The sequence below is a fragment of the Acetobacterium sp. KB-1 genome, from assembly GCF_003260995.1.
Taxonomy (GTDB): domain Bacteria; phylum Bacillota; class Clostridia; order Eubacteriales; family Eubacteriaceae; genus Acetobacterium; species Acetobacterium carbinolicum.
Genome location: NZ_CP030040.1, coordinates 1,197,534 through 1,222,950 on the forward strand (window position 1 = coordinate 1,197,534; position 25,417 = coordinate 1,222,950).

Annotated in this window: 30 protein-coding genes; 6 read left to right on the top strand and 24 right to left on the bottom strand. The window is 46.7% G+C overall.

The genetic code is table 11. The features are described 5' to 3' along the window. Nucleotides 1-56: 56 nt before the first annotated feature. Nucleotides 57-722: a Crp/Fnr family transcriptional regulator gene (locus DOZ58_RS05525; protein WP_111887408.1), complete on the bottom strand. Its 666-nt coding sequence runs from the start codon at nt 720-722 to the stop codon at nt 57-59. Between the two features lie 116 nt (nt 723-838). On the opposite strand from DOZ58_RS05525, the gene DOZ58_RS05530 reads away from it, so the two are divergent. Together DOZ58_RS05530 and DOZ58_RS05535 are read left to right on the top strand one after the other, a co-directional pair. Next, nucleotides 839-1,321, top strand: coding sequence for a permease (locus DOZ58_RS05530; RefSeq protein ID WP_111887409.1), 483 nt, complete (start codon nt 839-841; stop codon nt 1,319-1,321). Further along, nucleotides 1,318-2,049 (top strand): permease, encoded by a 732-nt coding sequence (locus DOZ58_RS05535; protein ID WP_111887410.1) that lies wholly within the window; start codon nt 1,318-1,320, stop codon nt 2,047-2,049. The genes DOZ58_RS05530 and DOZ58_RS05535 overlap by 4 nt, the downstream gene beginning before the upstream one ends. 150 nt (nt 2,050-2,199) lie before the next feature. Here DOZ58_RS05535 and DOZ58_RS05540 read toward each other — a convergent pair whose 3' ends face one another. Next, nucleotides 2,200-2,586, bottom strand: a complete 387-nt coding sequence (locus tag DOZ58_RS05540) for a hypothetical protein (RefSeq protein WP_111887411.1) — start codon at nt 2,584-2,586, stop codon at nt 2,200-2,202. 223 nt (nt 2,587-2,809) lie between these two features. Beyond that, complete coding sequence (locus DOZ58_RS05545; protein WP_111887412.1) at nt 2,810-3,484, bottom strand: Crp/Fnr family transcriptional regulator; 675 nt, start codon at nt 3,482-3,484, stop codon at nt 2,810-2,812. A gap of 88 nt (nt 3,485-3,572) precedes the next feature. Between DOZ58_RS05545 and DOZ58_RS05550 the strand changes: the two genes are divergently transcribed. Together DOZ58_RS05550 and DOZ58_RS05555 are read left to right on the top strand one after the other, a co-directional pair. Continuing rightward, nucleotides 3,573-3,905 (top strand): cupin domain-containing protein, encoded by a 333-nt coding sequence (locus tag DOZ58_RS05550; RefSeq protein ID WP_111887413.1) that lies wholly within the window; start codon nt 3,573-3,575, stop codon nt 3,903-3,905. Then, nucleotides 3,902-4,486, top strand: coding sequence for a 4Fe-4S binding protein (locus DOZ58_RS05555; protein ID WP_111887414.1), 585 nt, complete (start codon nt 3,902-3,904; stop codon nt 4,484-4,486). Before DOZ58_RS05550 ends, DOZ58_RS05555 begins: the two co-directional genes overlap by 4 nt. A 7-nt stretch (nt 4,487-4,493) precedes the next feature. Here DOZ58_RS05555 and DOZ58_RS05560 read toward each other — a convergent pair whose 3' ends face one another. From DOZ58_RS05560 to DOZ58_RS05595, 8 genes are all read right to left on the bottom strand, one after another. Then, nucleotides 4,494-5,279 carry a DMT family transporter gene (locus DOZ58_RS05560; protein ID WP_371414205.1) on the bottom strand — a complete coding sequence of 262 codons (786 nt, stop codon included), beginning with the start codon at nt 5,277-5,279 and terminating at the stop codon, nt 4,494-4,496. Between the two features lie 377 nt (nt 5,280-5,656). Next, the gene (locus tag DOZ58_RS05565) at nt 5,657-6,766 is read right to left on the bottom strand and encodes a diguanylate cyclase (protein ID WP_111887415.1); all 1,110 of its coding nucleotides are present in this window, start codon (nt 6,764-6,766) and stop codon (nt 5,657-5,659) included. 160 nt (nt 6,767-6,926) lie between these two features. Then, nucleotides 6,927-7,145 carry a hypothetical protein gene (locus DOZ58_RS05570; protein ID WP_111887416.1) on the bottom strand — a complete coding sequence of 73 codons (219 nt, stop codon included), beginning with the start codon at nt 7,143-7,145 and terminating at the stop codon, nt 6,927-6,929. 66 nt (nt 7,146-7,211) lie between these two features. Next, nucleotides 7,212-7,844 (bottom strand): corrinoid protein, encoded by a 633-nt coding sequence (locus DOZ58_RS05575; protein ID WP_111887417.1) that lies wholly within the window; start codon nt 7,842-7,844, stop codon nt 7,212-7,214. Between the two features lie 103 nt (nt 7,845-7,947). After that, nucleotides 7,948-8,745 carry a methyltetrahydrofolate cobalamin methyltransferase gene (locus DOZ58_RS05580; protein ID WP_111887418.1) on the bottom strand — a complete coding sequence of 266 codons (798 nt, stop codon included), beginning with the start codon at nt 8,743-8,745 and terminating at the stop codon, nt 7,948-7,950. Nucleotides 8,746-8,776: 31 nt separating this feature from the next. Further along, nucleotides 8,777-9,169 carry a hypothetical protein gene (locus tag DOZ58_RS05585; RefSeq protein ID WP_111887419.1) on the bottom strand — a complete coding sequence of 131 codons (393 nt, stop codon included), beginning with the start codon at nt 9,167-9,169 and terminating at the stop codon, nt 8,777-8,779. Beyond that, nucleotides 9,153-9,782 carry a GTP-binding protein gene (locus DOZ58_RS05590; protein WP_111887420.1) on the bottom strand — a complete coding sequence of 210 codons (630 nt, stop codon included), beginning with the start codon at nt 9,780-9,782 and terminating at the stop codon, nt 9,153-9,155. The genes DOZ58_RS05585 and DOZ58_RS05590 overlap by 17 nt, the downstream gene beginning before the upstream one ends. Before the next feature lie 23 nt (nt 9,783-9,805). Continuing rightward, nucleotides 9,806-10,819, bottom strand: a complete 1,014-nt coding sequence (locus DOZ58_RS05595; protein ID WP_111887421.1) for a uroporphyrinogen decarboxylase family protein — start codon at nt 10,817-10,819, stop codon at nt 9,806-9,808. Between the two features lie 112 nt (nt 10,820-10,931). On the opposite strand from DOZ58_RS05595, the gene DOZ58_RS05600 reads away from it, so the two are divergent. Next, nucleotides 10,932-12,482: a CdaR family transcriptional regulator gene (locus tag DOZ58_RS05600; RefSeq protein WP_111887422.1), complete on the top strand. Its 1,551-nt coding sequence runs from the start codon at nt 10,932-10,934 to the stop codon at nt 12,480-12,482. A 94-nt stretch (nt 12,483-12,576) separates the two neighbouring features. Here the strand turns inward: DOZ58_RS05600 and DOZ58_RS05605 are convergent, their stop codons facing one another. From DOZ58_RS05605 to DOZ58_RS05640, 8 genes are all read right to left on the bottom strand, one after another. Continuing rightward, nucleotides 12,577-13,236: a B12-binding domain-containing protein gene (locus DOZ58_RS05605; RefSeq protein ID WP_111887423.1), complete on the bottom strand. Its 660-nt coding sequence runs from the start codon at nt 13,234-13,236 to the stop codon at nt 12,577-12,579. Nucleotides 13,237-13,246: 10 nt separating this feature from the next. Continuing rightward, the gene (locus DOZ58_RS05610) at nt 13,247-14,551 is read right to left on the bottom strand and encodes a PocR ligand-binding domain-containing protein (RefSeq protein WP_111887424.1); all 1,305 of its coding nucleotides are present in this window, start codon (nt 14,549-14,551) and stop codon (nt 13,247-13,249) included. 151 nt (nt 14,552-14,702) lie between these two features. Next, nucleotides 14,703-14,909, bottom strand: a complete 207-nt coding sequence (locus DOZ58_RS05615; protein WP_111887425.1) for a hypothetical protein — start codon at nt 14,907-14,909, stop codon at nt 14,703-14,705. Next, nucleotides 14,906-15,874 (bottom strand): uroporphyrinogen decarboxylase family protein, encoded by a 969-nt coding sequence (locus DOZ58_RS05620; RefSeq protein ID WP_111887426.1) that lies wholly within the window; start codon nt 15,872-15,874, stop codon nt 14,906-14,908. The genes DOZ58_RS05615 and DOZ58_RS05620 overlap by 4 nt, the downstream gene beginning before the upstream one ends. Nucleotides 15,875-15,927: 53 nt before the next feature. Then, a complete protein-coding gene (locus DOZ58_RS05625) occupies nt 15,928-16,557 on the bottom strand; it encodes a corrinoid protein (RefSeq protein WP_111887427.1) in 630 nt (209 codons plus the stop codon). Nucleotides 16,558-16,622: 65 nt separating this feature from the next. Further along, nucleotides 16,623-17,429: a methyltetrahydrofolate cobalamin methyltransferase gene (locus DOZ58_RS05630; protein ID WP_111889686.1), complete on the bottom strand. Its 807-nt coding sequence runs from the start codon at nt 17,427-17,429 to the stop codon at nt 16,623-16,625. 331 nt (nt 17,430-17,760) lie between these two features. Continuing rightward, a complete protein-coding gene (locus DOZ58_RS05635) occupies nt 17,761-18,201 on the bottom strand; it encodes a hypothetical protein (protein ID WP_111887428.1) in 441 nt (146 codons plus the stop codon). Further along, nucleotides 18,194-18,793, bottom strand: coding sequence for a GTP-binding protein (locus DOZ58_RS05640; RefSeq protein ID WP_111887429.1), 600 nt, complete (start codon nt 18,791-18,793; stop codon nt 18,194-18,196). Before DOZ58_RS05640 ends, DOZ58_RS05635 begins: the two co-directional genes overlap by 8 nt. Before the next feature lie 488 nt (nt 18,794-19,281). On the opposite strand from DOZ58_RS05640, the gene DOZ58_RS05645 reads away from it, so the two are divergent. Continuing rightward, nucleotides 19,282-19,575 (top strand): SHOCT domain-containing protein, encoded by a 294-nt coding sequence (locus DOZ58_RS05645; protein ID WP_242988614.1) that lies wholly within the window; start codon nt 19,282-19,284, stop codon nt 19,573-19,575. Nucleotides 19,576-19,792: 217 nt separating this feature from the next. Here DOZ58_RS05645 and DOZ58_RS05650 read toward each other — a convergent pair whose 3' ends face one another. The 5 genes from DOZ58_RS05650 to DOZ58_RS05670 all read right to left on the bottom strand — a co-directional run bounded on the left by DOZ58_RS05650 (nt 19,793) and on the right by DOZ58_RS05670 (nt 25,403). Continuing rightward, the gene (locus DOZ58_RS05650) at nt 19,793-20,599 is read right to left on the bottom strand and encodes a methyltetrahydrofolate cobalamin methyltransferase (protein ID WP_111887430.1); all 807 of its coding nucleotides are present in this window, start codon (nt 20,597-20,599) and stop codon (nt 19,793-19,795) included. Nucleotides 20,600-20,621: 22 nt separating this feature from the next. Next, a complete protein-coding gene (locus DOZ58_RS05655; protein ID WP_111887431.1) occupies nt 20,622-22,007 on the bottom strand; it encodes a hypothetical protein in 1,386 nt (461 codons plus the stop codon). A 179-nt stretch (nt 22,008-22,186) separates the two neighbouring features. Continuing rightward, complete coding sequence (locus DOZ58_RS05660) at nt 22,187-22,849, bottom strand: Crp/Fnr family transcriptional regulator (RefSeq protein ID WP_111887432.1); 663 nt, start codon at nt 22,847-22,849, stop codon at nt 22,187-22,189. Between the two features lie 175 nt (nt 22,850-23,024). Beyond that, nucleotides 23,025-24,680 (bottom strand): amidohydrolase, encoded by a 1,656-nt coding sequence (locus tag DOZ58_RS05665; protein ID WP_111887433.1) that lies wholly within the window; start codon nt 24,678-24,680, stop codon nt 23,025-23,027. Nucleotides 24,681-24,917: 237 nt separating this feature from the next. After that, on the bottom strand, nt 24,918-25,403 hold the full coding sequence (locus tag DOZ58_RS05670; protein ID WP_111887434.1) for a hypothetical protein: 486 nt from the start codon (nt 25,401-25,403) through the stop codon (nt 24,918-24,920). Between the last annotated feature and the right edge of the window lie 14 nt (nt 25,404-25,417).

Consider the following 25,417-nt stretch of genomic DNA (forward strand, 5'->3'; position numbering starts at 1 on the left):
CTGACACTACATCTTCTTCATCTCAAGATATTAACGGGTCCGATTATCTACCTGTTCTAAGCATCTAAATCTTTGATGGTAACGGTTTTGGCATCAAAATCGATCAGTCCATCCTGGCGCATTTTGCTGAGCTCCCGGCTCAGGGAGGATCGCTGTATCCCAAAACGCTGGGCCAGATCTTTTTTTGATGATGGCAGTCGGATTACCTGACTTTTCTGAATCCGAGACTCATAGTGTAAAAAATCAATGATACACTGGCGGATTGTTTTCATCGAGATGGCATTGATCTTGTCGGTGAGAATCAGGGTTTTATCGGAGATGGCTTTCATCAACCCGATCATAAAGGTACGGTTCATCTGACACAGTTCCAGAATCATTTCCTGATGAAGATGGAGGATCACCACCGGCGACTGGGCCAGCACCGTCATCGGATAGTTGTTGCGACTGGAGAAAATCAGATTGGCCCCCAACACATCACCGTCCTGAAAAATACTGATGGTCAACACGTTCCCCTCGCGGTCGAGATTCTGAACCGCCACCCGGCCGCTCAGAATCAGATCCATGGTTCGGCAGCATTCGTTCTGAAAATGGATCACCTGATCTTTTTCATACTCTCGTTTCTCATAGTAATGGGCTCTGAAAATCTGATTCAGGGCTTCGTCTGAAAAATCTGAAAAAAGGCTGTGGCTGGATAAAATTGTCATGAAATCCTGATGATTCATAAAATAACCTCCTGAGGTGTGACCGTGGTAACTTTTTATTCCGCTGATCTACAGTATACTATAGAAAATTCGAATTTTGAAGCTGAGATTCGCATAATCAACTTGGAGGTTAACGGATGGATATTTTTACATTGATTTTCTGGGTGATCACCCTGGTATGGCTGGGGTTTTCACTGAAAAAAGACAAGGGCAAAACCCTGAAGGCCATAAAAATGTCCGGGGGAATGATGAAAGGGATCGCCGGGGATATCCTCGGCATCTTGCTGTTGATTGGTCTGATCCTCACCTTTGTGCCACCGGAAACGATTAAAGCCACCATCGGTCAGGCCAACGAGGTTGTTTCGACGGTACTTTTCGCACTGCTGGGAAGCATCACCCTGATCCCCGCCTTTGTCGCCTTTCCACTGGTGGCCTCACTGGTCGACGCCGGTGCCAGCATCGTTCCAATTGTCGCTTTTCTGACCACGCTGACGATGGTCGGAGTGGTGACCTTTCCGCTTGAGAAAAGAGAATTCGGTCTGAAATTCACGCTGATCCGCAACTCACTGAGCTTTGCTTTTGCCCTGGTGATTGCCCTGGCGATGGGGGTGATCCTATGACATTTTTAAAAAGCCAACTCAAAAACAACCGCTTTCTGATGATCGTGATCCTGGCTTATGTGGCCGTCGGCATTTTTGCTCCGGACAAATTTCTGCCATCTCTGGGCAACACCTGGTATTATGTCAAGGAAATGCTGATGATCATGCCGGTGATTCTGCTGTTAACCTCGCTGATATCTGCCTGGGTACCAAAAGAAACCATCGAAAACGCCTTTGGCAAGAACTCAGGCCTTAAAGGTTCGCTGTTTGCTTTTTTACTGGGCAGTTTTTCAGCCGGTCCCATTTACGCCGCCTTTCCGGTCTGCAAAATGTTACTGAGCAAGGGCGCCAGTATTGCCAACATTGTTATCATCCTGTCCACCTGGGCGGTGATCAAAATCCCGATGCTAATCACTGAAAGCAAATTTCTGGGACCCGAATTCATGCTCGTCCGCTGGATTCTGACCACCCTGGCGATTTTTCTGATGGGCTATATCACCTCCCGGTTTGTCAAACCGGCGGATCTTCCCGCCGACGATGAAGCAGCCGCCACTCTGGATGGTCCCCTTGCTGTGAACGCCGACTATTGTGTGGGCTGCGGCCTGTGCGCTAAAATCGCCCCCAGCCATTTTAAGATGGTCAACAAAAAAGCGACCGTCATCAGCCAGACTTTGTCGCCCGGGGACGGCCTGGCCATCAAGGATGCCGTGGCAAAATGTCCCGCTAAAATCATCCGGTTTTATCGCTGAAAAAATCCCTCTGCTGCCGTTCTATTGGCAGCAGGGGGATTTTAGTGTTTTTATCGGCTGCAATCATCAGCGTCTATCAAAACGGTGAATGACGCTTTGCCTTGATTGTCTCGACATTTTTTACTGACTATTCTCACTATCCCTGACAGCTTACGCGGTTTTTAGTAATCCTTTTTCGCCGCACAGTCGGGTCAGCTCTTCGCCGATAATCCGGGTCATCTGATTAAGGTCAATGTTTTCACCATTGAGGACATCATACCAGCCGCCGGTCACGGCATCACCAACCGTTTCTTTGAGAATACCGCCGACGCCATTGTAAATTTTGGTGATCGTCACGGTGGTTCCGCTTAAAGCCACCTGAATAACATACTTATCTACTGGCGGAAACTGAATGCAATGCATGATTCCTTTTCCGGTCAGCTGGGGTTCCCCACAGGGATAGGTTCCTGCTTTCATAATCTCATGCAGTTCTTCATAACTCAGTTTTTGATTGAGTTTGACCTTGTCATAGCTTTTAATTACCTGCGTGCCTGACACTTTTATAATTACCTGCGTGCCTGACACTTTTATAAACTTATTTGTTAATGGTTGTTTCGATTATTCTACCTAAGAGCATTGACTTCTGCACATTTAGTTGATATTTTTGTGCAGAAAGAGACTCTTTTATGCAGAAAGGAATCGAAAATGCGTGAGTTTGATTATGCAAAAATACCTGATGAATTATGAGTTAATACATTGATTGATGCCTGACACTACATCTTCAATTGGGACTGAAAAACGCCGATTTAATCGTGATCGTTTTGGCGTCATAATCTAGCAAACCCGCTTTTTTCATTTTGGTCAGTTCCCGGCTCAGGGAAGTTCGCTGCACTCCCAGCCGTTCCGCCAATTCTTTTTTTGAGCAGCCTAAGGTGATCATCAGTGTTTTCTGCAACTGGTATTGATGACTGAGATAATCGTTAATCCGCTGGCGAACGGTTTTTAAGGAAATCACCGTCAACTTGTCCGTCAGAATCATTGTCTTTTCAGAAATGGACTGCATCAGTCCCTTCAAAAAATCAGCATTTTTTTGGCAGAGGGCCACCACCAGCTCGCGCTCCAGCTGTAGCAGCGTCACCTCGGTGACTGCTATCACCGTCATCGGATAGCCGTTGTTGACAGCAAAGAGCAAATTTTCGCCGATACTTTCCCCGGCCCGAAAGACGTTGACAGTGAGCATATTGCCGTTTTCATCGAGATTCAAAACCGCCACCCGTCCCGAAAGAATCACGTCCATCCGATGACAGGGTTCATTTTTTAAATGGGTTACCTGATCCTTGTGGAACTGATTGACCGTCGTTTCGGGCGAGCGGATTATTTCTAATAGTTCGACTTCACAAAAGCCATTAAAAAAATTAGCGCTGATCAATAAGCGCAAAAGATCATCATTTTTCATTTTTCATCTCCTTGTGTTACCATGGTAACACCTTTTCTTTTATTTATCGATTATACTAGATTATATCCATGACGAAAAGGAGATTACGATGTTAGAAAAAATTTATGCATTTGCCAATGGCAATGAAAAACGGATTGAAAAATTGATTGATGACCAACCAGTGATGATCAACCATATGATTTTTCCCGAAGGAGAAGGCTTGAAGGAGCATTATTCCAATTCCAACGTTTATATGATCGTCATTAAAGGGGCGGTTACCCTGCAGCTGGATGATCAGGAACCGCACCGCTATGAAGCGGGACAGATCATCAATATTCCCTACCACGTCAAAATGAATGTTAATAACCGTGATCCCGAAATTTTGGAAATTTTTGTGATCAAAGCCCCCGGACCGGCTTTTTATCATCCGGACAAGCAATGACAACAGCACGACGCCGGGTCATCCAGCTGGCTTTTCTGGGTTTGTTCATCGTCCTGCTGGTGACCGGTAAGATTCAGCTGTGGATGGGCGTTTTTGTGCTGGGTGTGCTGGCTTCTTTGTTCTGGAGCCGTCTTTATTGTGGCTGGATCTGTCCGATCAATACAGCGATGGAAGGACTCACCTTTGTGAAAAAGAAAAGCCAGCTGAAAAGTTTTAAGATTCCTCGCTGGTTGTCAAAACCCTGGCTCCGCCTTGTGATCCTGTTGCTGTTTTTCCTAGTCTTTGTTTTTGTGATGCTGACTGGTAAAAAGCTGCCGATTCTGCCCCTGCTCTTTGCCGGCGGCGTCATCCTGACCCTTTTCTTTCCGGCCGAGTTGTGGCACCGGTTTTTATGTCCCTACGGGGCGATCTTAAGTCTCTCCAGCATGAAAGCTCGCCACGCCCGATACAAAAATCAGCCAATCCCGGCGTTCCCGCTGGTATTGGCTGATCTTTTTTTGTGCGAAGCTGCTTTACCCTTAACTGTCCCCATCATGACTCTTGCAACTCATGATCAAATGACGTTTCAGGTAAAAGTTTGATTGTTAACTACATCTGCTCGTCGCCGACAAGTTCCGGCAGCTTCGCGGTTTTATATTCCCCCAGGAAGGTGGCCCCCAGTAGCAGTACGGCTCCCAGCATCTGGACCCCGTTCATGGCTTCGCCAAAAATCAAAAATGACGCCAGTAGCGCAGTGATCGGGTCGATATAACTGAGGGTGGCGATGCTCTGACCATTAAGCCCTTTCATGCCGGTAAAGAAGAGAAAAAAGCCCAGTCCGGTATGCACCAGGCCCAACGCCAGCACCGCCATTACCGCCACCGGGGTGAGGCCGGAAAAAGCGATGCCGCCGCTGAGACTCACATAGCAAAATAACACCACCGTAGCGATACTAAGCTGCAGCAGCGTGGTGGCCATGCCGTTCATGCTTTTAATGAACTTATTGGTCAGCATCAGGCTGGCATAACAGGCTGCCGCGGCAATCCCCCAGGCAATGCCCAACAGATCATTGCCCGCTGCGCCGCTCTGGCTGCAGCCTTTGAGGATCAGCAACATCCCGATCAGGGCTGCCGCCATGCAAATAACCTTGCGGGGGATGATCTTTTCCTTCAGCACCAATGGTGACAGGCCGATGACAAAGACTGGTGCCATGTAATAGCTCAGGGTGGCATTGGCAATGGTAGTGTGCTTAAATGCTTCAAACAAAAAGATCCAATTGCCAGCCAGCACAGCGCCTGAAAACACTAACGGAATCAGGTTTTCGCGGACGCTGGAAAGAGCAATTTTCTCCCGGCGGATAAAACTGATCAGTAGCAGAAAAAGACTGCCGATCAGTCCTCAGAGCATGGCGATTTCACTGGATTCCAGATTGATAAACCGCACATAAATGCCGATGGTTCCGAAGATGACCATCGCCAGAATAAACATTAGTTTTGATTTCACGACTGTTCTCGCTTTCTATAAATACTTATGCAAAGATGTATGCTTCTAACACCAATGATTATAGCAATCGCAGAATCAGCCATTGGAGAATATGGTCTTTTTTATGGTCTCAAAGCTGCTTCTGCGATGAGACGGTTGGTGGTGATAGCGGTTTACCTGAGATTCTTCCCATATTGAGCCTCCTTGTTTATCTTAGTTACTGAATTATTTAACCTCATCTGGACGGGTCTGTCAAGAAAAACTGCTTAGTATAGGCACATCCGGCCCATTTAAGCGTCGGCGCGCTGGTTGTACCCGTCCAAATCCAGCGCATCCTGATCCAGAGCCTCGTAACTGACCACCTGGTTGCGGCCGTTGCGCTTGGCGACAAAGAGGGCCTGGTCGGCTTTTTTGATGGTTTCGAAGCAGTCGCCGCCCTCATAGATGGCCACGCCCAGCGAAATGGTGATCTTGCAGACGCCGTTAACCGACTTTTCCACCGAACTGCGGATCCGTTCAGCCACTAGGCTGGCCTGATCACGCTGGCAGTCAAACAGAAGCGCGACAAACTCTTCGCCTCCCCAGCGAATCACCAGATCCGGCCCCCGCAGACTGTGGCGGATGCAGTCGGCGACAAACTGTAGAATCCGGTCGCCCTCATCGTGGCCGTAGTTGTCGTTGACCAGTTTAAAATGATCCACATCCATGATCACAATGGCTATATCAGGACTCATAAAAGACAGATCGTGGCCCGCCCCCATGATTTTATGGAGCTGCCGTCGGTTGAACACCTGAGTCAAAGGATCGTGGAATAGCGCAAACTCCAGTTTTTTCTGAGTAATGTAATGATCATAATAAAAACCAGTAACGATCAGATCGACCAGGCCCAGCAGAATGATCACCTGTATGTTGAAGGACAGAATCACTTCGAGATTGGAGTAATGATAGAGCTGGTCGGCCAGTAGAATATTGCCGATCAGTCCCAGCTGGGCTACCATAGCATATAACGGCGGGGCACTGAAGGAAGCCAGCAACAGGATAAAACTCATGATCAGAAAGCCTTCATTGACATAAGATTGATCAGCCCCGTAGGAACCGGCCCAGATGTTACCCCAGATCATCGCATGAACCATCAGCAGGGATACGACTGACATGATCCGATAATTACCGGTCTGGCGATAGACCAGCACCACCACCGCCAGCGGAATCACCACCATGCTGCGGATCAATAGCAAGCGCAAGGTAAACTGCTCGTACACCTGCCAGTCCGGCACCAGCAGACTAAAGAACATCAAGGCCGAAGCAAACATGACGCCCAGATTAAAACGCCGGTAATAATCGTATTTGGCCTGGTAGAAATCCTCCCTGGCCTTGCCCTCAAGTCTTAAAAATGCCTCCATCTGTCAAACCTCCCGGATTTTGTCGTTGTTTAACATTAAACCTCATCGAGGCCGGGTTTGTCAAGAAAAACAACGGCGGCTTGGGGCTGACTGGACAAAATCTTGACGTAACCAAAAACTACACCGCGTCTTCCGGCGCGGTGTTGTTTTAAACCTGTTATCAATTTAGCGTTTTGTTTTCTTTACTATTTAAGTGCTTGAGATACATCATCAAACCGATGAAGCCTCCCATAAAACCACTGATCAACCCGCTGATGCCATTGCCAATAGCACTGGCTAATACCGTCTCCGGTAATGGTATTAGAAAAAAGTTTATTGAAAAACTGATTATCAAACCCATTAACCCGCCGATTACCCCAGTAATAAATATTTGTTTCATCCGGCTGAACCACCTTTTTATATTTTATCCAGTTTATTTCTATAACTTAAACAAATGTATGCAACATTAAATAGATGCGACAAGTTCTTTAGCCTTCACCGCGGCACTGCCGGCATCCGGGGCATATCCATCAGCACCGATTTCGTTGGCGTATTCCAGAGTAACCGGAGCACCACCAACAATCACCTTCATTTCCGGAAATGCTGTTTTAACGGTTTGAACTGCTTCTTTTAAGGCTGGCATGGTGGTGGTCAGCAGACCAGAACAGGCCACCAGAACGACATGTTCATTTTCTTTAACAGCAGTGACAAATTTTTCGGCTGGAACATCGACGCCCAGATCCACCATATCAAATCCGGCACTTTCGATCATCATCGAAACCAGATTTTTGCCAATATCGTGGAGATCTCCAGCTACCGTTCCAATGATGCAGGTACCCAGTGAGTTAGATCCCTCGCCGGCCATCAATGGTTTTAACACTTCCACCCCTTTGGACATGGCCTTGGCTGCAATCAGCATTTCCGGCACAAAAATTTCACCGGCTGAGAATTTATCTCCCACCACACCCATCGACGCGATCATCGCCTCGAGAATATCCGCGACTTTGTCACCGGCATCCAGCGCTTCCTGAACAGCGGCAGCGACTTTTTTTGATTTACCGGTTTCGACTAAAACTTTTACTTCTTCAATTTTTGACATTTTTTTCTCCTTTGATTTTTAATTTAATGCACTTACTTCTATATTAAGCCACCCGGAACCTGTGTGGGTACCGGGTTTGGTTGTAACTTGTTTTTGCTGTTGTTTATTTTACGAAAATGCCTTCCCGGAAAGCGCCGATATATTCCATACAATATTCATCTTCACCCATCATCGCTTCGGTAGCAAACAACATTCCCATCATATCCTTGTTCAAAGGATCGAGAATAAAGCTGTCCATRCCGGCACTCATGGCYAAMACGGCAAAGGCCTGATTGGCAATCCGWCGRGCKGGCAGGTTGAAGGAAATRTTGCTGACGGCRCCGGKGACATGAATGGTKGGATATTGTTTTTTGATTTCCCGGATSACTTCGGTCACCATGGCAATGCCRTCTTCMGAGGTACAAAGCATTTCAATCAAGGGATCAATGTGCATGCGGGAGGGGTCGATCTTGTATTCTTTACATTTTGCCATTAAATCAGTAAACACTTCCAGTCGATCTTTGGCGGTTTTAGGGATTCCCTTGTCACTATTTAATAAGGCAACACATTCCCATTTGGTATCGGCCAGTACTTTGAAAGCCTCATCAACCTTACCACCTTCCAGCGACACCGAGTTAAACAGTCCTGGTTTGTTGCAGTATTTCATCGATTCAATACAGGTATAAACATTGGGGCTGTCCACTGCAATCGGCACGTCAGTAGCATCCTGAACGATGTCAATCAACCATTTCATCGTTTCCAGTTCGATGTCATCATCCACTGAGGCACAGACGTCAATGAAATTCGCTCCGGCTTCGGCCTGCTTAATGGCCAGGTTCCGGATAAATTCGGCATCCTTTGCCGCAATGGCCTTCCCCGTTGAGGGAATCGCTCCGTTAATTTTTTCTCCAATAATAATCATTTTCTAACTCCTACTTACAATCTGTTTGTTTTTATAAAGCGTCAAATAGCCCGGCAATACGGCATTCCAGGCTTTGTGCATTCGTATTGAATACAATGGCAACAATACTTATCTGAACGGTTGATCCTACCATTTCTTTGACTGTTATATCGACCCCAGTGGTTGAGATCATGGTTACCGGGGCATCGCATTCAACCAAAGCCTTGACATGACCGATAATCCCGCTCATTTCCTCTATCCACCTGGTCAGGATTTCAATTTCGCCTACCAAATTTTGTTTTATGGTTTCCAAATCTCCAATAATATCCCGATTGCCGGAGCATACCAATGCATCATCATGCATGTGAGATTCAATCCCATGATGATGGTGACCAGCGTGATGGTGATGGTTACAGGATTCAGCGTGGTCATGCTTTGTTATCATATAAATCCTCCGCTTGATTGACTATTTTTTTTAATATGTCTTCTGGAATTACCGCTTTTGCGGATATTGGAATGACTTCCGCGGTTTGATTATAGTTTAATATGCTGTGCTCAACTTGTTTAAGTTCGGCACTGCTGATCAGATCCACTTTATTCAGTAATACGATCGAAGTGTCCTCCAGCTGTCCGGATACCAACAATTCCATGGCGTTAACCAATCGTTGCCAGCGTTTGGCATCAGCGATGATCAGGATTGTAGAGTCAATACCCTCCTCATCTAAAATTACTTTTCTGATACTGCCTGGATAAGCAACCCCAGTGGCTTCAATGATCAGCCATTGGGGATCAAGTTCGGTCTGGATTTTTTTAATACTGGCAACCAGTTCTCCGGTGAGAGAACAGCAGGCGCATCCACTAAAGAGATTGTTAACAATAAATCCGGCCTTCTTCAGGACTTTGTCATCAATTCCGATGGCGCCAATTTCATTTTCCACAATCGCAACTTTTACTTCAGAATGATACTCTTTTTCAAGACTGACGAGATATTCTGCCAGTTGCAGCAATACGCTGGTTTTACCAGAGCCTAAAAAGCCCCCGAGAATTAATATTTTCACAATCGGTTCCTGTTCTGATACTATTATTGTGCTGCCAGCTGATGACTGTAACGGGCCGCTTCCTGAATAATCGGCATCATTTGTGCCCCGATTTCGGCGGGATCCAGACTGTTGACGAGGACAAATCCAAAGAAGATGAACCCGGGCTGTTGGCCATATTCATCAAAACAGCGGCGCACTTCAGCGATTCGGGTTTCCAGGGTCGCATCGGCAGCACCGGGGGCCCCGTTAGTATCAAAGCCACCCATTAACACAATTTTGTCGCCGTATTTTTTCTGCATCCCGGCAATATCATTGGTCGGCTGAACCGACGTCCAGACTGCGGCGCCGGTTTCGATGATATCTTCAATCAGTGGTTCGCAGTAACCGCAGGTGTGCTGCACCGGGATCATCCCCAGTTCTCTGACGGCGTCGTTAAGCCGTTTGTGATGGGGTTTAATCAGTTCACGATAAGTCGGCGGCGACATGAACAGCCCTCTTTCAGTGGCAATATCATCGTAATTGGTAAATAGATCCGGATTGTAATATTGTTTTACTTTTTTGGCAAACTCAATTTTGTAATCAGTAATCGCGGTCATTAAATCGTTACAGGCTTCCGGTTCTTCGGCCAGTGCCATCAGCGCTTCTTCAAAACCCATTAACGCCGCCAACCGCTCAAAGACGCCATTGCCACAGCCAAATTCAATGGCTTTCAGAGTTCGGTCCACCGGCATCATGCTTATTTCGGTGTCCACCATGGCCTGCCAGTCGATGGCTTCCAGATCGGGAAATTTGACAATCTTTTGCCAATCTGTAATGGTCTCACTATCCATAATATGTTCATTGGGGGCCGGAATCGGTGCGCCGCCGCCAGAAGCTGGGGTAATCCAGCGAATACCAAAGCCATCGTAACCGCCGCCCAGTGGTCCTTTTTCAATCCAGGGTCCTGGCAGGGCGCCAAATCCCAGCACGTCACAGTCGGCAATGTGGACCGGGGTCCATTCGGTTTTTTTGTGATTGATAGCGTTTAAATAATTTTCCTTCGGGGTTAATGCCATATCAATAATCCTCCTTAAATTTGTACTTCGTTGATATTTTTATTCTACGAGATATTTACGAAACTGTAAATTATACAAGCTGATTGACTTTTCTTGTCTTGATCTATACACTATGTATAAGGAGGTGAACAGCGATGAACTGTCTTTAACCCTACTGAAAGAAAAACTGACAACCCTTGTAAAAGATGACAACATTGGTAGCTCAGGATCTTTATTACACTTGGCCCATCTGCTTTTTTATGCCGGTCAGACCTGTTTAGATTCCCACACATTATATATATCCAGTGCTGAAAAACTGCCACCCGAGCTGACCTTTATGCCGGCTTCATCCTTGATCTGCATTGGCGAGCCCCCGCCCAGCTACTATAATGATGCGCTGGAGCTGCTGGTAATTGCCGATACTACCGATATTTTTGAACTAAGTAATGTCATTCATGAAATTTACGATATTTATGGAAACTGGAATTTAAAACTGCTGCGTTGTCTGCGCGAGAAAAAATCGCTGCAACAGCTGGCGGATATTTCCCAACCAATTTTGGGAAATGATATGTTTGTGATGAACGGTGATTTTTATATGGTTGCCCACTCAACGATGCATGCCTCATATGACTCCCCGAACTTACATCTTGACGAATCGGGACGGATCCCCATCGAGCAGGTCAACTTGTTTAAAAATGATGCCGTCTACAAGAAAATCAAGAATGAAAAAAATGTTTTTATCTATCCAGCCGAAGTGATGCCCTTTCGGACCCTGTGCAAAAACATTTTTCTCAATGACACCTTTCTTTTTCGGATCATTGTCCCCGAAACCGCCCAACCCTTCTCGGATAGTGACAGCCAGATTTTAGAATATTTATCACAGCAGCTGGTTCAGGATCCTGATTATCTTGCCACCTTTTTGCGCAGTAAGAATAGTCAATTGGCGACCCTGCTTGAGCATATTATATTGGGCAACGCCTATAACCAAACTGCTTTTGAGAAAGCATTGCAACAAATGGGTTGGTCGCAAACCAATCGTTATTGTGTGGTCCATATCAAACCCAGCTCTCAGGATCTTTACCACACCACGACCACCTATTTTTGCAATGTGATCATGCAGGATTTTCGCCAGACCTTTGCCTTTTCCCACAACCACAGTATTCTGGTAATCATCAACCTCGATCACCTTGAGGAATCCCGGGATGGGTATTTTAAGAAATTCAATCGGCTGGTCAAAGAAGGTAATTTTAAAGTAGGCTACAGCAATTACACGGTTGGCTTAAGCCAACTGAAAGAATATTTTCGCGAGGCCGAAATCGCCCTGGAAATCGGCACCCGCACCGATCCCACGAAAGCGATCCATAAATTCTGTGACGCAGTACTGCCCTACATGCTCAATCAGATCACCGCCGAATTGCCGAGCCAATTGCTGCTTTCGCCTATCCTCACGCGGCTTCTTGATTATGATCAAAAGAATCATAGCGACTATGTCCACACCCTGCGCGTGTTTCTCAATAACAATCACAATGCGGTTCAGACTGCCAAAGACTTGTTTATTCACCGCGCTACGATTGTATACCGGTTGGAACGGATCAAAGAAATCGGTCAAACTGACTTGAAAAACAAAGATGATCTGCTGCACCTGGATCTTTCATTTGAACTGATCCAGCTGGCTGAAAACTGAAAAAAGGGTGGTCACTAACCAAAAATTGATTAGTGACCACCCTTTTGTTGTGATAACTGACTGTTGTGCCTGCCCTTACTCAAAAAAGCGCCATTCAGACGGCATACTTCCCAATCCGATTCTTAACCAGATCCGCTACCGCCTCGGTGGCTTCAAACAGGTCGTTGGCGTAGGCATCGGCTTTGATCCGGCCGGCATATTCAGCCGTCACCGGGGCTCCGCCGATGATCACCTTGACCTGGGCGCGCAGTCCCGCCGCTTCAAGGGCATCGATCATATTATCCAACTCCGGCAGGGTGGTGGTCAGCAACGAGGATAAGGCCAGCACATCGGGTTTATGCATCCGGACGGCGGCAATAAAGGTTTCTGTCGGTACATCAATGCCCAGATCAATGACCGTGTAACCACTGCCCTGAAGCATCATGATAACCAGGTTTTTGCCGATGTCGTGGAGATCCCCAGCCACCGTGCCAATCGCCACAATCCCTTTGGAGGAGCCGGTTGAACGGGACAGAATCGGTTCCATCACATACATCGCTGCGTGCGCAGCCCGGGAGGCCATCAGCACATCGGTGACATAGATCTCGCCGTCAAACATTTTCTGACCGAGATCCTTAAAAGCCGGGTTGATCGCAGTCTGGATAATCTTATCAGTGCGGATGCCATAATTCAGGGCTTCCTTGGTTTTATTCATGGCGATCTGGGTTTCCCCGTTTTCGATGGCCTGCTGTAATTCGATTAATACTTTTTCCATATTCGGCCTCTTATCGTTTGTGTATTTTCCGGAACTGCGTCGGGGTGATTCCTTCAAATTTACGGAACACCTTGGTGAAATAGCCGGCATCCCCATAGCCGACCTTTTCGGCAATGGCCTGAATCTGATAGTGGGGATTAAGCAGCAGTTTCTTGGATTTGTCAATCCGAACTTTTAAGACATAATCCATGATCGACAACCCCAGCTGCTCTTTAAAGATCCGGCCAGCATAACCGGGACTGAGACAGGCAGCGTCGGCGATCGCCTCCACGGTCAGGTTGTCGGGGTAATGCTTGTCAATGTAGTCGGTCATCAAGCTGATATTGGGGTTTTCCGGTTTGACTGCTGCGGCCTCAAGCTGTTCCAGATAAGCATCAACGGCCTTGGACGTGATGACCGAGATGTTTTCTTGCGAAGTGGTCTGATAGATCTGGCCGATGGCCTGATCGTTGATGTGCAGAAACGGTGCCATTGCCAGCCCGATCCGGTTGACTACCCGGGACAGTACCACCAGCAGCTCGGTCATTTTGGCCCGCAACTGGGCCAGATTCTGGTGGGCTTCATAGCGCAGTCCGGAGATCAGCCCCTCCAGATAAGCTTTCGCTTTTTTACGGTTTTGCTGCAGCTGGACGATGATTTCATCCTCATCAAGCAGCGACCGGCGATCGCTTTTGTCCGCTTGTTCTTCCCGACTTTTATGGTTTTCGATTTCGGCATGGTAGAGCGTGCGCTGGCGGGCAAACTCCCGGGACTGTTCAAAATTTTCCCAGCCGGCTTTCATAATATAGTTGGCCACTACATACAACAGGTAGGCCGAGGCCTGGACCTGATTGCCGGTAACAATGGCCAGCTCCCCCACCGCTTCAAACAATTCCTCAAAATCATCAGTGATTGCCTGGTTCATCTTCCTGAGTTCAATCCAGAAAAACTCCTCCGGCTCCCACATCAGCACCTGGCCGCAGATAATCGTGCCGACATGCTCACCATTTAAGACAATCGGCGCCGCCCACTCAATCAAGCCTGAGGGACAACGGAAAATATAGGGCTCACCAAACAGCGCCGCCTGCTTGCCGGCCCGTTTGTAAGCCGCCTGACAGCGGTTCTTGCCGCCTTCCAGACTGTAGATAATACGGCAGAATTTACAGCATTTCTTAATTCCCTTGCGCGGAAAGATTGAAACCCCTTCGCCATCGACAATATTGGCCATCAGGCCGGTAGTGGTAGTGAAGGCGTCGAGAATTTCCTGGAGGGTTTTGATGTCAACCAGGTCGCTGAGGCGTTTTTGTGTTGGTTGGAGGGTTTCGGATTGATCCATTGCTTCACCTGTTTAGTTTAATCTGTTATTTTTATCAGTATAGCATGATTTTTTTAAAAACAATATTAAAATAAAAACGTTGTTTTTTGTAAAGATGAAAACAACACAGCGGGTTGGAAGCGCTGTGTTGCTGTCGTTTTTTAGAATGTGATTATTTTTCTGGCACCGTGCCTTTTTTCATATACATCAGCAACCCGATAAAACCACCCATAAACCCGCTGAGCAAGCCGCTGATGCCGTTGCCAATGGCGTTTGCCAGCACTGTTTCGGGGATTGGAACCCGTAACCAGTTCATCAGAAAACTCATGATCAAACCCATGACCCCACCGATTAGTCCAGTCAGTATCGCCTGTTTCATGCGAGTTTTTCGACTCTGTGCCATGCTTCAATCATCGAGCCTAACCGTGAATCGCCAACAAATAGAGAGTTTCCATTTTCATTCAGCAAAGTTGGAAAGAGTATGAAATTCCCGTATTTTCCATACTGTTTGGCACAGCGGATAGTCTCTGTGACAACTTCTTCTGTTGAAGCGCCAATATAGCTGGCTGGACCTGATGAATCCCAGCCACCTTCGACAATGAGTTGACCTTGATACTTTTTCATAATCCCTTCCAGATCATTACTGATCTGGGCCGAACTCCAGATTTTTGCCCCCATTTCCACGTAATCTTCAATAATCTTTTCACATTTTCCGCAGGTGTGCTGACAAAATATTACACCTCTGGACGTCACTGCCTCGACAATCCGTTGATGAGCAGGTTTGATGACTTCACGATAAACTTTTGGTGACATAAATAGTCCGTTGGCAGTCGCTAAATCATCTAGATAGGTAATGACATCTGGCTGATAAGCATCAATAAAACGATTCATACAGGCAATTTTATAGTCGGCAAAAGCTTCGAAAAATTCCCGACAGGAATCAGGATCTTCAACCAGTGAACAAAGCGTATTTTCAAAGCCCATAAAAGCAGCCAGTCGCTCAAATAATCCGGTTGGACTATAAACATTAATAATCACCTCGTCCCGGTTCACACCCTCCAGTTCCATTTTGGCTGCTTGTTCAATACCTAAAGTATTCACATCTGGAAAACTGACATATTCTTTCCAGTCGGCGATATCATCAAATAAAAATTTATTTGGCTCAGGCATTTCGCCTTCTTTTGTCAAAATCCAATTGACACCAAAAACATCTATGCCTCCCATTGTTGGCTGATCAGCACAATCAGCTCCACCAACACAGATTTTATATAGTTCCATGATATTCGGTATAAACTCCGGCTTTTTTCCCTCGATCATCGCAAAAAAATTCTCTCTCTGATTCATCTTGTATCCTCCCCTTATTTATGCTTTTATTTTTAGTTCTTAGCAATTAATTCTTACTTAACCAGTTCTTTAGCCTTAACCGCCGCCGATCCGGCGTCAGCGGCATAACCATCAGCCCCGATTTCCGCGGCGAATTCCGGCGTTACCGGGGCACCGCCGACAATTACTTTGCAGTCACTCAGGCCACTGGCTTTAATGGTGGCAACCGCTTCTTTTAAGGCGGGCATGGTAGTGGTCAAAAGTCCCGAGCAGGCGATTAAGGTCACATTGTCATTTTCTCTGGCCGCTTCCACAAATTTTTTAGCAGGTACATCCACACCCAGATCCACCATCGTAAAGCCGGCACTTTCAATCATCATCGAAACCAGGTTTTTACCGATATCATGAAGATCCCCAGCGACCGTTCCGATGACGCAGGTTCCCAGTGAAGCGGCGTTGTCACCGGTCATCAAGGGCCGTAACACATCCACCCCTTTGGACATCGCCTTGGCGGCAATCAGCATTTCCGGTACGAAAATTTCACCAGCCGAGAACTTATCCCCGACTACGCTCATCGAATCCACCATCGCCTGGAGAATTTCGGCTGGCTGGCCACCAGCGTCCAACGCTTCCTGGACCGCTGCCCCGATCTTCTTGGACTTCCCTGCTTCCACCAATTCTTTCACTTCTGTAATTTTTGACATGTTTTCTTCCTCCTATTATAGTCGATTTTATATAAATGTGTGATTAACACGTTAACCCTAAACTGTTATTTTTTTACCGCGCCGTGAATTCCCTGGCGGTAAGCCCGGATATATTCGACGCAATATTCGTCTTCCCCCATCAAGGCCTCGGTGGCAAAGATGATCCCCATTAAATCCCGATCAGTGGGATCAAGGATAGCACTGTCCAACCCGGCCATCATCGCCATGACAGTAAAGCCCATATTAACCGTTTTGCGGGCCGGCAGATTAAAAGAAATGTTGCTGATCGCCCCGGTAACGTGGATGGTCGGGTATTGATTCTTGATCTCCCGGATCACATCCGTCACCACCGCGATTCCCTCTTCCGAGGTGCAGAGCATTTCCACCAGTGGGTCGATATGCAGTCGCGAGGGGTCAATCCCGTATGCTTTAGCTTTGGCCATAATATCGGCAAACACATCCAGCCGATCCTTGGCGGTTTTGGGGATGCCCTTGTCGCTGTTCAACAGTGCCACACATTCCCAGCTGGTGTCGGCAATGGCCGCAAATCCGACATCGACCTTGTTGCCTTCCATCGAAACCGAGTTAAAGAGCCCCGGTTTGTTGCAGTAGTTCATGGTCGCAATGCAGGTCTGTTCGTTGGGGCTGTCCACTGCAATCGGGGTCTCGGTGACTTCCTGGACGATGTCGATCAGCCATTTCATGGTCTCCAGCTCAACGTTATTCTCGACTGAAGCGCAGACATCGATATAGTCCACCCCGGCCGCCGTCTGAATCCGGGCCATATGCGTAATATACTCGGCATCCCGCGCCGCAATGGCTTTAGCCGTGGCGGGAATGGCGCCGTTGATTTTTTCTCCGATGATGATCATGCTTTGTTCTCCTAATTTCTCTTCATTATTTTTAATTTCCAGCCCGGCCAGAAAGGGCTCCAATGCCTTAAGGGTTGCCTCGCTGACCGCCAGCAGGGCTGGGCCGTCAGGTCCATCACACCATTCAAAAACATAGAGATCTTCGTTGGCGGTTTCGGCCGGTTGGTGATGGTGATCATGGCAATCACAGCTTTCGTCATGATGGTGGTGGAGTCGCTGCTCCCGGGTCAATACATACTGTTTATCACCAAAGCTGAAATGCTTTATCACATCCATTTTAAATTGGTTGCCGTGTTCATCGCTATAGATCCGGCTTTCGGCTGGCTGGTTTTTATCGGTCATGGCTTTCTCCTTTTTTCTGGGCGTATTCCAGTTGCTCAAAAAGATCAATCAGCCGCGCTTCCAAATCATTCGGGGGAATAGCAAAAACGATCAGCGCAATACTGACTAAAACCCCATTGCTGCCGTCTGCGGCGGCTGGCTGCAGGCGACAAATTACCTGATCACCGGTTGTCGAGATCATCGCGGTCTGTCCCGTTGTTGCAAGAAAGCTTTTGAGATGACCAACAATCCCACCGCGCGCGGCAATCCATTGATTGATTGCCGCAAATTCTTCCTGGATGACGGTATTTAGGGCCTTAAAAGATTTCTCCTGAAACACAGTTTCCCCGGCCATGGCCACCGCTCCTTCATGCAAAGTGGTCACAATCTGATAGCTTTTGCGTTTGCTCAGTTGCTCACTATTTCTGATTTTGATCTTGTAGTCAGCCATTCTGGATCACCTTAAGCAGCCGTTCATCAATGGGTTTAATTCCGCTGATCAGATAGATTGCCGCATCTGAATTCAGTTCCCAGAGGTCAGCTTCAACCTCCCGCAATACGGTTTCCTCCACCAGATCAGTTTTATTAATCAGAATCAGGTGGGCATCATTTAGCTGTCCTTCAATCAGATTTGCCAGCGGCATCCGAATCCGCTGCCAGCGACTGGCGTCAACAAGGGTGACAATCTGGGCGGCAATCCCCAGGTTAGTAAACAGTGATTCGGCGATCTTATCGGGAAAGGCCACTCCGGTCGCTTCGATGATCAGCCATTCCGGATCAATCGTGCTTTTTATTTCCTGCACGCCTGACAGCAAATCGCTGTTAAGACTACAGCAGACGCATCCGGAGAAAATATCCCGGACCGTATAGCCATTGCCCCGCAGCAACTTGTCGTCAATGCCGATCTGACCAATTTCATTTTCAATGATCGCCACCTGACTCATTTGACTGCCGGGATATTGCTGCACCAGATATTGAGCCAGCTGGAGCAGCACCGATGTTTTTCCGGAACCCAGAAAACCACCCAGTATCAATATTTTCAAAGCCTTCTCCTCCTGTTCTCAATCCTTTGGTATCGTTTAAAATGTGTTCTCGTCTCAACTCCTTCGTTTTTGTAATATCTGTATTATATCCGAATAAAATTATTGAAGATATGGACGAAATCGCATCATTTTATGAATATTCCCGCTTGTTTTCCAACACTACCGCCTGCGATTTCATCAAATGGTAAAATCCCGTCATCGACTCGGTTGAAAATAGTATTATTCTAACATCGCTGGCAATAAAAAAAGACCTGCTATTCAAACTGACTTTTCCAATAATCTGAGAAAAACGGCAAATTTTAGATATTAATCTTTTTCAAATAGCACAAACAACGCACAGATCATTAAACTGAATCGGCAATATCGCAATCGTCAAAAATTAAATCGTGATTATTTTAATCTCCATAATTTCTACACAACATCATGATAAGCTAAACGTACAGAATGATATACTTAGCTACAAAAATTGAGAAAGCAGGTGAAATAAAATGATGGGATTAAATCCCTTTAATTGGTGCGGCCTCGGTCTGTTTGGGTCCTCACATGGATTTGGATTGATGGGCATGGCAGGAGGTGGTATTATGTTTATGCTTTTACTAATTGTATTAATTGTCGTCGCTATTGTCTGGTTCTCAAAAAATGGAATTCACCATTCAGCGAGCTATACAAATCAGCCGCCTGCTGATCGTTCTTTAGAGATATTAAATGAACGTTACGTTTTAGGCGAAATTGATGATGACGAGTATTCAAAGAAAAAACTGGAACTGAGAAAGCTTCATTAACCTAAAAGAGTGCACACGAATTTTTATTTACTTTAGCGACTGGCAGCTTTAAACAATGTGATCGACGGTTATGAAGTACTAAAATGACTAAAAGAATCGGCTTCTACCAGCGACATTAGCTGGCGGAAGCCGATTCTTTTTTTGAAAAATTCGCTTGTGAGCGAGGACCATCCCGGCTCTTTATTAAAAAGGGCGCCTTTGTTTAAAACTGTGTAACTTATTTTACTACCGCCCCAATCACCCCGGCCCGGTAGGCCTTGCTGTATTTACGGCAATGTCTATCCTGCCCCAGCAGGGCATAGGTGGCAAGGATGGTGCCCATCATGTCCCGGTTCAACGGGTCCAGTACGGCCGAGTCCATTCCCGCGGCAATGGCGAAGGCCATCGCGGTTTTGTTGAGCAGCGGCCGCAGTGGCAAACCAAAGGAGATATTGCTGATGGCACCAGTTACATGGATGGTCGGATAGAGGGCTTTGATGGCCCGGATTTCCGCCTCCAGATTCAGCAGCGAATTGTTTTCCGTCGACAGCGCCATCACGCACGGATCAATATGGATCCGATCCGGGGTGATGCCAAATTTGTCCGCCTTTTCGACCATACTCACCGTGATTTTGAGCTTTGTTTCCAGATCGCAGGGAATCCCGTTATTGTCACAGGTCAGCCCCACCACCTCCCAGCTGTTGCCAGCCAGTAGCGGTAACAGCACGGCGCACTTGTCCCCTTCTTCTGAGATGGAGTTGAGCAGCCCTGGTTTATTGGCGTATTGAAACACCGCCTCAATCGCCCGGGGATTGGGACTATCAATACACAGCGGCGTTTCCACGGTCTCCTGAACCACTTCGATCAGCCATTTCAGGGTCTGTATCTCCAGCTCCGGAGTGGTGCTGGCGCAGACATCAATAAAATCCGCCCCTGCTGCCGCCTGTTTGACCGCCCGGTCGGCAATAAAAGCGGCATCACGCTTGTCGATCGCCTCCTTAACCGCCGGAATACTGCCATTAATTTTTTCTCCGATTATAATCATAATTGCTCCTTCTTGCTGTGTCTTAAATTAACAGGTTCATATAAAAATCAAAGGTTTCATGGCTGAACCGCTCAAAATTGGCCCGGGCAAAATCCGGGGTCAGCGGATAGCTTTGTTTAAATGTTTCCCAGTCAAACAAATATTGAGACTTGGGCTTGGGCACCAGGCGCTCATCATAGACAAAGCCTTCGCTGTTCAGCGGTGTACCAAAAGCGGCGCCGGGGGTTTCGTAAGTGGCATGGTCGCGGATATACGCGGTTAAGGCGGCCAGGGTTTCCAGATTCACTTCCTTCAGGGTCAGCGGGTTTTTGTCAAAGCCAAACAGATAACCGCCGCCGGGGAGCATAATATCCAGGAAGGCCTTGGCGCGGTCAACAATCTGGGCCGGCGTATCGGTCTTTAATGAACTGCTGGGGAATAAGCCGGTCAGCAGAAATTTTTTGCCCAGCTTATCTTTGATGGTCTGGGGATCGCCATATTCAAAAGCCAGCTGACAACCAGCCGGGATTTCCGACTGCAGGATATCCAGATAACGGCTCCAATCGTGTTCACAAAACATATTAGGACGGGCGCCCACCGCAGCAAACTGTTGCAGCATCGTTTTATAAGAAGGCAGATAAATCTCGACAAAATCCTTTTCCCGCATAAAGGTCGGCATATGGAGTGGAATAAAGACCGATCCCTGGGGATGGATATTACCCGGCAACCCCCAATGATAGAGCAGCGGCATTACCGCCGCGGCGGCTTCCTGAAGCTGGGTTTTATGCCGTCGGACATCCATGCTGATGCCGGAAAAGCTGCGCAGTTGATCGGCAATAAAGTCCAGTGGGGCTTCGGTGAAATTAAAGGAGCCCAAGGGACTGCCGGGATAATAGCCATGAGTCTGGATCAATTCAAAAAAGGTCGGCAGAAAGGCCATTTCGTCATTTTGCAGAGCCAGCTTGCCCATCTGGATGGCGGTGGCCATTTTAATCGGATTCTGGGGATCAAGGTTTTTATGCTGCCGCGGGATGACGGTCTCGACCAGAAAATCAAAGGGTTTGTCAATCAATTGCGGATACTCGTCATCCATCATCCCGACCACCTCAGGATGCTGCACAAAACCACCATTCCCCATTACAAAGGACTGGGAGCCATAAAGCTGATACATCGACGGCGTCCGGGACAACAGAAAATTTGCCGGTGCCACCAGACAGGAATCGGAATAGATTTTTGTACACAGCTCCTGGGCCGGATCAGCCAGCATCGCATAATTGAATTGAAAATCAAACAGGTTCTGACCACCATATTCTGCGACCAGATGCTGGGGCAGCGTTATCCCGATCGGCATCCGCTCGGGAATTGTGTTTGAATAGAAATCACTATACAGTTTACCGCGTTGCTGTTGTAAGGCTTGAACATCGCTCATTTTTTTCCTCCATTATATTAGTTAGATTTTGATCAAAAGTAATTTCGCTACCGGGTTCCCCGATCGACCGTTAAAAGTTTCAATCGTTACCGTTATCTTAGCAAATTTTAAAGCGTCCTTCTGTCTCGCAAAAGACATAAGGACGCTTATTTTTGTAAATTTTATTATTTTAAGAAAGTTTAAATGTTATTTGAGCAAAACCGACGTAGTTTTTCCATATTTATCACAATTATATGGTTTCTCTGGGTATCGATAACCTTTTCTTCCCTGAGTACTTTAAGATATTTGGCCACATTGGCCCGGTTCAGACCTACAAATTCGGCAATGGCCTGCTGCGAAAAGGGAATCCACTGGTTATGATCATTGGTGTTTTTCAAATAGATATAAAAGAAATTGCAGATCTTTTCCATCCCGGTTGAAAATAACTGGTTGGCTAATTCCTGACCATTTAAAGAAACCAATTTAATATAGGCACGATACATCGCCACGTTCAGGGCCGGATTGGTGTTAACATACCGCTCAAAGCCAATCCGATTAAAGACATAGACTTCCAGATCAGTCACAGCGGTAAAAGCAAAGGATCGCATCATTTCAATTTCCCCAGGAAAATAAAGGGGTGCCAGATAACCCTTGCCGTAAAATGACGAAGTTTTGACATTACCAGATTCATGAATAAAGGAACCAGACATCGTGCCGCAGGTGATATAATACATCTCATCCATCGGCTCTCCAAAGCCGTTGACCGGCTCGTTTTTCTGATAACGCCGGACCGAATTTCTGATCTTGGCAAAATAATCTTCAAACGCCGAAAAATCATCGGCAAAATAATATTGCAGCTCCATAGTGCCTGCCTTTCCATTCTGGATTGTCTCATAAAGCCGTTAGCTGCCTTTAAGTATACCGAAATAATTCGATTTTTTCAATGCGTGTTGCGTTTTTTTTGCTGCACTCGACAAATTCAATACAAAAAACACTCTTCACTGGGGAAAGTCAATTCCACCGCAAAGAGTGTCTAAACTATGCTTCGTAAACGATCCTGCCGCTTAAAATGGTTTTAGCCACCGTCGTGTTAAGAATTTCTTCCGGCGTAGCTGTTAGTATGGGTGTATCAATTAAGACATAATCGGCCAAATTACCGACTTCAATCGAGCCCATTTTATCATCATCATGTGAAAAATAGGCTGAACTTTTTGTCCACATAATCAAAGCTTGCGCCGGTGTCAAAACCTGTTCGGGACTCCAGACCACGCCGTCAGCCACGCTTAGCCGGGTGATGGCACTATGGATGCCCAAAAACGGATTGCAATCCACAACGGGGCAATCTGAACTACCGCCGACCAGAACGCCGCCATCCATAAAGGTTTTATACTGCATATATCGTCCTGCCATCTCATCACCGATAATACTTTGTTCGCCCATCAGTGAATTGATGGTTGGCTGAACCGTAATGGGAATGTTATAGGCTTCAAGCAACGGAATCTGATCGGGCTGCATGACGGCATGGTGAATGATATAGTGTCTGGCATCATTATTATTCACCTTGTAGGCTTCAATAAATGCTGCAATGGCGATGTCCGCTGATTTATCGCCGCAGCTATGAACGCCAATCTGCCAATTGTACCGGGCCCCTAACTTAGCAACTTCGAACATTTCCGCTGCCGAGATGGTTGTTTCGCCACTTGTTTCCGAAAGATGCTCATAAGGCTTTCGCATCGCCGCGGTGCCGGTTACCGGAATTCCATCAAAAAGGATCTTGATGCCATTAATCTTGACCATTTCGTTGCCAAACCCGGTTACTGCCGGCATTTCTTCAATGCGCTTTAAATGAAATGGAATATCTCCGGCCGCCTTGTCCAGGTAAAACATCAGATTGGCCCGGTAGGATAATTTCCCGTTATTGGCAGCTTGTAAGTAGGCCTTCATATCATCGGGTGTCAGATTGGCATCAATGCAACTGGTGATCCCTGCCGCACTCATCACCTTGCCCATTTCTTCAATGCCTAATAGCCGTTGCGCTTCGGTTAACTCCGGTATCATCGACTCAACCATTCCCATTGCCGCCGCTTCATACAAAAGTCCATTGGGATTGCCATCGCTATCGCGCCCAATCTGTCCGCCATCGGGATCTTTTGTATCGCTATTGATGCCCGCAAGTTCCAGAACTTTTGAATTGACCACACAAACGTGATGACATAATCGACTGCAAACAATGGGATGATCAGTGGTCACCTGATCCAGGTCCGCTTTGGTTGGGGCTTCTTTAATCTCCCAGACCAGTTCATTCCATTCGCTGCCGCGGATCCATTCCCCTTTTGGTGTGATGGCGACTCTGCTTTTTAAAAGTTCGATACATTCCTTCTTGGAATTAGCCTTCTTTAAATTGACATGCATCAGTTCCAGACCAGCATACATCGCGTGCATGTGGGAATCAATGAGCCCCGGAATCAGGACCTTGCCACTCCCATCAACAATCTGAGTCTCCGAACCGACCATTTTTTCATCAAAATCCTTGCCTACGGCAATTGTTTTTCCATCTTTAGCTGCCACAAAACCATTTTCGATAACCGTAAAATCAGTTTTTCCGCCCCTTATTTCGGAAACTGATAGATCTACAGTATAGACTGTCACATTCTTTATGACTAGATCTGCTGTTGGTGACCATCTTTTTATCATTGACCCTGCCCTCCATTTCACTTTTGAGTGTGCGTTTTTAACCAAAAAAAGGGCGCTTTGAATAACTCAAAACGCCTTTGTTTTTTCGATTAAATTAATTCAATCTTACACCATCTCAAACATTAATAATAGTAAAATTCGGAACTCTGCAGAAATTATTAACAACATCATTCTTAATACTTGTTAAGCATAACCATCCTTTTATTCAATTAGGTTACACTTATCTCCTCCACTTATTTAAATCCGATCCGCTCTAATAATCCGGACAATCCGCGGCCGATTATAGCGCTGGGCAATCACGCAAGGCAGATTAACGGCCAGGGCGAAAATCAACATATAGAGTATTACAATTGGCGGTGTAAAAAAGCCGAACATCCAGAATGGTAGAATCGCCAACCAGTGAATCATTTCGGCGCGGCAGGATTCTAACAGGTATTTGTCAAGATTATCTTTTTTAAAACTGACCAGCTTTTTCTTTTCAAAGCCGCCCTTGACCAGCGAACCGCCATCAGGCAGGTATTTTTTCCAACGCCGCACCCGGAACCACCTTTCATAGATCTCCCCGTCTTTTTCCCAGGGATGGGCCCGGTAAAACCAGGTGGCATAGTTAAAAAAACGATCCGGCAAGCGAGTACAAATCAAGGCAGCTGCAACCATAAGAAACGGCCAGACAATAAAACACAGAAGAACTGTCAATCCTTGGGGCAGAAAAATGATTCGCATGCGCTTCTCCTCTC

What these genes read in the sequence shown, in the direction of transcription:
- DOZ58_RS05525 (WP_111887408.1), bottom strand. Translation starts at nt 722, where the DNA reads ATGAATCATCAGGATTTCATGACAATTTTATCCAGCCACAGCCTTTTT.
- DOZ58_RS05530 (WP_111887409.1), top strand. Translation starts at nt 839, where the DNA reads ATGGATATTTTTACATTGATTTTCTGGGTGATCACCCTGGTATGGCTG.
- DOZ58_RS05535 (WP_111887410.1), top strand. Translation starts at nt 1,318, where the DNA reads ATGACATTTTTAAAAAGCCAACTCAAAAACAACCGCTTTCTGATGATC.
- DOZ58_RS05545 (WP_111887412.1), bottom strand. Translation starts at nt 3,484, where the DNA reads ATGAAAAATGATGATCTTTTGCGCTTATTGATCAGCGCTAATTTTTTT.
- DOZ58_RS05550 (WP_111887413.1), top strand. Translation starts at nt 3,573, where the DNA reads ATGTTAGAAAAAATTTATGCATTTGCCAATGGCAATGAAAAACGGATT.
- DOZ58_RS05555 (WP_111887414.1), top strand. Translation starts at nt 3,902, where the DNA reads ATGACAACAGCACGACGCCGGGTCATCCAGCTGGCTTTTCTGGGTTTG.
- DOZ58_RS05565 (WP_111887415.1), bottom strand. Translation starts at nt 6,766, where the DNA reads ATGGAGGCATTTTTAAGACTTGAGGGCAAGGCCAGGGAGGATTTCTAC.
- DOZ58_RS05570 (WP_111887416.1), bottom strand. Translation starts at nt 7,145, where the DNA reads ATGAAACAAATATTTATTACTGGGGTAATCGGCGGGTTAATGGGTTTG.
- DOZ58_RS05575 (WP_111887417.1), bottom strand. Translation starts at nt 7,844, where the DNA reads ATGTCAAAAATTGAAGAAGTAAAAGTTTTAGTCGAAACCGGTAAATCA.
- DOZ58_RS05585 (WP_111887419.1), bottom strand. Translation starts at nt 9,169, where the DNA reads ATGATAACAAAGCATGACCACGCTGAATCCTGTAACCATCACCATCAC.
- DOZ58_RS05595 (WP_111887421.1), bottom strand. Translation starts at nt 10,819, where the DNA reads ATGGCATTAACCCCGAAGGAAAATTATTTAAACGCTATCAATCACAAA.
- DOZ58_RS05600 (WP_111887422.1), top strand. Translation starts at nt 10,932, where the DNA reads ATGTATAAGGAGGTGAACAGCGATGAACTGTCTTTAACCCTACTGAAA.
- DOZ58_RS05605 (WP_111887423.1), bottom strand. Translation starts at nt 13,236, where the DNA reads ATGGAAAAAGTATTAATCGAATTACAGCAGGCCATCGAAAACGGGGAA.
- DOZ58_RS05610 (WP_111887424.1), bottom strand. Translation starts at nt 14,551, where the DNA reads ATGGATCAATCCGAAACCCTCCAACCAACACAAAAACGCCTCAGCGAC.
- DOZ58_RS05615 (WP_111887425.1), bottom strand. Translation starts at nt 14,909, where the DNA reads ATGAAACAGGCGATACTGACTGGACTAATCGGTGGGGTCATGGGTTTG.
- DOZ58_RS05620 (WP_111887426.1), bottom strand. Translation starts at nt 15,874, where the DNA reads ATGAATCAGAGAGAGAATTTTTTTGCGATGATCGAGGGAAAAAAGCCG.
- DOZ58_RS05625 (WP_111887427.1), bottom strand. Translation starts at nt 16,557, where the DNA reads ATGTCAAAAATTACAGAAGTGAAAGAATTGGTGGAAGCAGGGAAGTCC.
- DOZ58_RS05630 (WP_111889686.1), bottom strand. Translation starts at nt 17,429, where the DNA reads ATGATCATCATCGGAGAAAAAATCAACGGCGCCATTCCCGCCACGGCT.
- DOZ58_RS05635 (WP_111887428.1), bottom strand. Translation starts at nt 18,201, where the DNA reads ATGGCTGACTACAAGATCAAAATCAGAAATAGTGAGCAACTGAGCAAA.
- DOZ58_RS05645 (WP_242988614.1), top strand. Translation starts at nt 19,282, where the DNA reads ATGATGGGATTAAATCCCTTTAATTGGTGCGGCCTCGGTCTGTTTGGG.
- DOZ58_RS05650 (WP_111887430.1), bottom strand. Translation starts at nt 20,599, where the DNA reads ATGATTATAATCGGAGAAAAAATTAATGGCAGTATTCCGGCGGTTAAG.
- DOZ58_RS05655 (WP_111887431.1), bottom strand. Translation starts at nt 22,007, where the DNA reads ATGAGCGATGTTCAAGCCTTACAACAGCAACGCGGTAAACTGTATAGT.
- DOZ58_RS05660 (WP_111887432.1), bottom strand. Translation starts at nt 22,849, where the DNA reads ATGGAGCTGCAATATTATTTTGCCGATGATTTTTCGGCGTTTGAAGAT.
- DOZ58_RS05665 (WP_111887433.1), bottom strand. Translation starts at nt 24,680, where the DNA reads ATGATAAAAAGATGGTCACCAACAGCAGATCTAGTCATAAAGAATGTG.
- DOZ58_RS05670 (WP_111887434.1), bottom strand. Translation starts at nt 25,403, where the DNA reads ATGCGAATCATTTTTCTGCCCCAAGGATTGACAGTTCTTCTGTGTTTT.